This is a genomic window from Rufibacter glacialis (genome assembly GCF_008271745.1).
Classification (GTDB): Bacteria; Bacteroidota; Bacteroidia; order Cytophagales; family Hymenobacteraceae; genus Nibribacter; species Nibribacter glacialis.
The window spans coordinates 1-5,184 of the sequence record NZ_VKKZ01000003.1 but is presented as its reverse complement, the minus strand read 5'-3'; the positions used below and the strand labels follow the sequence as shown (position 1 = coordinate 5,184).

The window sequence follows — 5,184 nt, the reverse complement described above, 5'->3', positions numbered from 1 at the left end:
AACAAGGTGCAATTGTATTACGCCGTCCAGAGCCTGTGCGAAGGCGAGAAGCCCTACCTACGGAAGGAACTCAGAAAGAGGACCAGCTACTACAGCCTGACCGCCCAGGGCATCCAGCTAATCCGGGAAGCCGTGAAGCAGGCCAAGGTCTACCGGTTTGAAATGACCCAAATCCAGGCCGCAGCCTAGACATTCACCTCTGGACATTACCTGGACAAATGCGCCTGGACACTGCTTTTTGGCTATGACACGCCAAAGCGGTAGATTCGCCCCGTCCCACAGATTATGTCCATGCCTTACCTCTCTATTGTCCAAGCAGCTGAAGCCACCGGGAAATCTCCCAAAACTATACGAAGGCTCATCAGTAAGCCAGAATCACAGTCTTTCATTACCAGGGAAGGCGAAGGGGCAAACGCGCCCGTACTTATTGACTCCTCCTACCTGGCCTCTGTCTACCCAATGTCCCTCCAGGCAGAAGGTACAGACACACCAGGGAAAGAGCCTAGACATGGCTCGGACACAGATAGTCAAAACGACCAAGCACCTCCACAATCCGAAATGGAACGGGATTTCATTGCTTTCCTGAAAGAGGAAGTGAGAAAACGGGATGAGCAACTAGCCATGAAAGACCGAAGAATAGAAGACCTAACCGAAAAGCTGACCAGCATCAAATTACTAACTGAAGGAGAACCGGCAGAAAAGTCTAAAAGCAGAAAATGGTGGCCTTGGTGACAATTAACCTAAACCGTTTTTCATATATTATCCTATCCAAAATATAATAACCTAAAACAAAATAGTGGATTTAAGCGAAAACCAATCAAAACGGCTGGATGAACTACTAGCCGAATTATATAAAACTGGGTACCTACATGAGGATTTTCTAGAGGTATTTTTCAATAATGACCTGAAGATGGCCTCTGCCTACCTAGAAGTCCTCCGAAAGCATCAACTCCTAGGCGAAGAGATACCCTATGAAGAAAGTACAATCCCTCATGTTGTATTTGCCGAAGACAAAGTAGTACCACTATTTATCGAAAATGGAGGCTTTCACAGGCTGTATAAGAAAACCAAACAGGAACAAAGAATCATAGACCTGGAAGAAGAGAATAAATCCCTTGAGGTATGGAAGAACCGGTCAGAACTTTACATCCTGGCATTCAGCACCGGTTCGGCAATCGTAACATGGCTTATTCTGCACTTTTCCTGAGGGTACTGACGCACACACCAGGGCTTCATACAAAACAGGCGGGGGGTGTCTCTCCGGATGGAATCATTCCAGGCACGACTGGGTACCCCAGAATACGCACGGTAGCCGTGGTTCGCTCCTAAAGTGGGCAGCGGCATAGAACTACCCTTTGAGATTGAAAACGTCCTGGAGAGGCTGAAACACACCCAGAACAGCGCATTTATAACCAGGTAATAGACGCGAAATTCATACCTTCGCCGCCCGCTTCCCAAATCCCCCTGGACAAGCGGTACACCTAGCAGCCATACCTAAAGCCATAGCCTGAGAACCAATGCAGAGATTCCGGAAAGTGCTCCTCGTCAGTGAAGACGCTATCAGCATCTACTTACATACCATCCTCATAGAAAGGGCAGGATTCGCCGAAGAGACGGTTTTCGCCGCCAACGGCATGGCAGCCTGTGAAATACTGAGCACGGCCTGCTCCAGCACTGAGACCACCCATACCTGCCCTGACCTTATCTTCGTTGACACCCACATGCAGGTAATGGACGGATTCGAGTTCCTAGAGGCTTACTATCGCCTGAGCCTACCGTGCTCCCCCAAGATAATTATGCTTTCCCTCAGCGAAGACTACAAAGGGAAAAAGAGAACCATGCAATTCCCAGAAGTAGGCCTGCTGCATAAACCCCTGTCGACCAAAGACCTGAACCTTATCCGGGAAGAAACTTTCAATGTACGCCGGTAGAAAGTTGGATTTGTCACCAGGCCCTGTTACGTTTGTCAAACGTTCGTTTAACTCATGTAATCAGATATGGAGACCCAGCTAGCCATTACCCCAGAGACCAAGTACGTTGCCTATTACCGTGTGTCCACCACCAAGCAGGGAGAGTCCGGCCTAGGACTGGCAGCGCAGCAGAGCGCCGTAAAGCACTGCGTAAAGGACCCAGAGCGGATACTAGCCTCCTTCACAGAGATAGAGTCTGGTAAGCGTAACAAGCGGCCACAACTAGCCCAGGCCATTGCCTACGCCAAGAAGTGCCGTGCTGTGCTGGTAATTGCCAAGCTGGACCGGCTCTCCAGAAATGCGGCTTTCATATTCATGCTACAGGAAACGGGGGTAGACTTCATGTGCGCCGACATGCCCCAGGCCAACACCCTCACCATCGGCATCTTTGCCGTACTGGCGCAGAATGAGCGGGAGACCATCAGCAAACGCACCAGGGAAGCCCTCCAGGCAAAGAAGGCAATGGACCCAGACTGGAAGCCCGGCACGCCTGCCAACCTCACCCAGCAGGGCAGAGAGGCCTCATTAGCGACCCGCAGAAGGGATGCGCAAGAGAACGAGAACAACCGCCGCGCAGCGGCCTACATCAAGCAGCTACGGGACAATCTAGTGGCTGTGACCGATGAGAACGGCAAGCCCACCGGGGAGAAAAGACAAAGGACATGGCGCGAGATTGCGGCCCAACTGAACCAGGATACCTACAGAACCAGCAAAGGCGGTCTCTTCCAGGCTACCCAGGTAATGCGGCTCTACCAGGCACCTATGTAAACGTACCAGGTACAGGCATAAAATACCCTACGACATAATACCCCACAAGAGAGCCTTCTATGGTATTCACAGTCAACTTGTTAAGTGTTAGGGGAAAGTGCTTGCGAGGGAAGACACTTTGAGGCGATTGCTTGACTTTCTAAAGGAACTTTGCGTACCTTTACACGTAATCACATCACATCTTTGGCATTCCTGCCTTCGTTGAACACGAATTGACCCCTCCTGGCGTGGTAACCAAGAGGGGTTTTCTTTTTTACTCCATTCTTAACTTTGGGGGAGAACCTTCAGCGGCAACATTTACGGCTCCGGGTACCCTCTCTTGCACGAACTGTAGAAGCCTTTCCGGCTCAAACTGGCCTATGTGAAGCAAATTGGCTTCCTGCTTCTGTCGGCGTATCTCTTTGAAAATCTCGTAGGCAAGTGACATAAGCAGTTGTTCAATGTCTTCCTCCTCGCAAATTTCCGCGTCCGTTTTCTCCTCAGTCTCTTCCTCCTCGCAGTCCTGCTCAGCTACCTGCTTTTCCGCCCAGTCCCTAGGCGTACTCAGACATGCCAGCTTAAAACCCTTACTGTAAGACACCGGAGTGACTCCTTTCATGGCGTGCGCGAAGGTCAAGAAGTCCTTCATGTACTGCATATTACCCGTCTCCTGGAACAGTTCCACCAGCTTAAAAACTGGTAAGCCGCTCCCATCATCCTTGCCATTACTCTGTACTAATTCACGCGCCAGGTCCCACTTTGAGGTGTAATCTGAGATGCCGTTGATTTCAGTTATTTCCCTCCAGTCTTGGACTTTCTGGACTATTTTCTTCCCCGTTCTCTTGAATATATGCTTAGCCCACAGACTAATAAACTTCTTTGAAAAGGCCCCAATATCCGCCCCAGCATCCATCATAAAACACACATGCACGTGCGGGTGCCAGCCATGTTTAAGGCTCTTTTTTACCTCCAGCGCCCTAACATACCCCTTTACCCCATATTTCTGCTTTAGGCCATGAGTCACCAATTCAGAATCACCCTTCTTGCGTTTGTATTTGCCTTTGTATTTGTTGTCAGCCGTCATGTCCCTGAACGCACCCCTCACATGGTCTGACAAGTACTTAAGCCTATCACTGGAGTAATGCGGAAGGGTCAATGTTATCATTACGCCCACCTGACTATGTACCTCGACCGCATGAGTCAGCATATTCCGGACCTCATCGGCTCGGTGCTTTGCTATCTTGGTGGAGCACACAGGGCACGCCCACCGGGATTTGCACTGCTGCAAATTTGTGTAGTAGACCGAACCGCTCTTGCCTTTAACTACTGCAACATCCTGGCCCTGCTTCCGTGGATAGTGACCGCATGGACGTACAACCGAGTAGAAACTACCGACTGTATTGCGAATTTCATACACTTTGTTAAGCCAGGATTTTGCCAGTTCTGACGCTTCCAGAGCGGTTTTTTCACCTATTTCTGCCTCAAGTGGTACCGCAGATATTCCAATGTTACCAAGAGGCTTTTCAGCCTGGGCAAAAGAGACCTGGTTAGACTCCCTCTGAGAGGTCTTTTCTGGATGGATGAAAGGTTGACTTGATGAATGAGAACGCCCGACATTCGGCCTAGAATGGGGCTTCCCAAGGCTGCGCCTAACACAGCCGTCTTGCACGCCAGGAGGCAGCGCAACGGATTCCTGAAACATGAAACTTTGTTTATGTGCTGCTCTCAGTTGTGGTAAGGAGAACGGCACGGTTGAACACGTTGGCAATCTAGGAAAATTTCACCGTCGATTTTCTAGATGCGAGAGATTGGACTGTAACTCTCCGAAAAAGAGAAGAGGCACGCCCGTTCCCAGACATGCCTCCCTGCTTCATTGCATCTACTCAGCCCTCACAGGTTGGACCGCTCCAGAGCCTGGTTCCATCTGACTAGATACCCGCAATTTACGCAATTTGAGCGTGACCGCTCACGGTTTTCTGAGGATATGGGCAACAAAGCAGGAGGGGCGCAAAAGTGGTTAGCACCGGGATTTACGGCAGTTTCTTTGTAACTTTAGTATTGTACTATAACCCTCCGAATAGCCATAAAAGACTAATAGGAAGAAGCGGAAATATAACCTAAACAACAATGAGACTACGAGCATTGGGCGATGAGTCCACCCTAGAGGTACTGGCCCTGGCCTACCGCATGCAACGCGTGCTGAACAATGAATTTGCGCTACCTCCCATCAAATCGGCAGTGCTTCTGCTATTGGGCAGTTTCGCCACCCAGAACAGGAGCGAGGAAGTAACAGCCCTCTCCGTGCCTGAAATCCTGGCCCTGCTCGCTTATAGCAAGTCCAACAAGGTGCAATTGTATTACGCCGTCCAGAGCCTGTGCGAAGGCGAGAAGCCCTACCTACGGAAGGAACTCAGAAAGAGGACCAGCTACTACAGCCTGACCGCCCAGGGCATCCAGCTAATCCGGG

The 5,184-nt window shown here is 50.3% G+C and carries 7 protein-coding genes; 6 read left to right on the top strand and 1 reads right to left on the bottom strand.

Annotation, left to right across the window (positions count from 1 at the left end; all coding sequences use genetic code 11):
• From FOE74_RS21120 to FOE74_RS00810, 5 genes are all read left to right on the top strand, one after another.
• A partial coding sequence (locus FOE74_RS21120) for a hypothetical protein (protein ID WP_192576574.1) occupies positions 1-189 on the top strand: 189 nt, incomplete at its 5' end.
• A gap of 102 nt (positions 190-291) precedes the next feature.
• Complete coding sequence (locus FOE74_RS00825) at positions 292-732, top strand: helix-turn-helix domain-containing protein (protein ID WP_149096720.1); 441 nt, start codon at positions 292-294, stop codon at positions 730-732.
• Positions 733-796: 64 nt separating this feature from the next.
• Positions 797-1,207 (top strand): hypothetical protein, encoded by a 411-nt coding sequence (locus FOE74_RS00820; protein ID WP_149096719.1) that lies wholly within the window; start codon positions 797-799, stop codon positions 1,205-1,207.
• 310 nt (positions 1,208-1,517) lie between these two features.
• The gene (locus tag FOE74_RS00815) at positions 1,518-1,931 is read left to right on the top strand and encodes a response regulator (RefSeq protein WP_149096718.1); all 414 of its coding nucleotides are present in this window, start codon (positions 1,518-1,520) and stop codon (positions 1,929-1,931) included.
• Positions 1,932-1,997: 66 nt separating this feature from the next.
• Positions 1,998-2,738, top strand: coding sequence for a recombinase family protein (locus FOE74_RS00810; protein WP_149096717.1), 741 nt, complete (start codon positions 1,998-2,000; stop codon positions 2,736-2,738).
• 253 nt (positions 2,739-2,991) lie between these two features.
• Here FOE74_RS00810 and FOE74_RS00805 read toward each other — a convergent pair whose 3' ends face one another.
• A complete protein-coding gene (locus tag FOE74_RS00805; RefSeq protein ID WP_149096716.1) occupies positions 2,992-4,419 on the bottom strand; it encodes a protein rep in 1,428 nt (475 codons plus the stop codon).
• A gap of 425 nt (positions 4,420-4,844) precedes the next feature.
• Between FOE74_RS00805 and FOE74_RS00800 the strand changes: the two genes are divergently transcribed.
• Positions 4,845-5,184, top strand: a 340-nt coding sequence (locus FOE74_RS00800; RefSeq protein WP_149096715.1) for a hypothetical protein, incomplete at its 3' end; no start/stop codon positions are given.

What these genes read in the sequence shown, in the direction of transcription:
- FOE74_RS00825 (WP_149096720.1), top strand. Translation starts at nt 292, where the DNA reads ATGCCTTACCTCTCTATTGTCCAAGCAGCTGAAGCCACCGGGAAATCT.
- FOE74_RS00815 (WP_149096718.1), top strand. Translation starts at nt 1,518, where the DNA reads ATGCAGAGATTCCGGAAAGTGCTCCTCGTCAGTGAAGACGCTATCAGC.
- FOE74_RS00810 (WP_149096717.1), top strand. Translation starts at nt 1,998, where the DNA reads ATGGAGACCCAGCTAGCCATTACCCCAGAGACCAAGTACGTTGCCTAT.
- FOE74_RS00805 (WP_149096716.1), bottom strand. Translation starts at nt 4,419, where the DNA reads ATGTTTCAGGAATCCGTTGCGCTGCCTCCTGGCGTGCAAGACGGCTGT.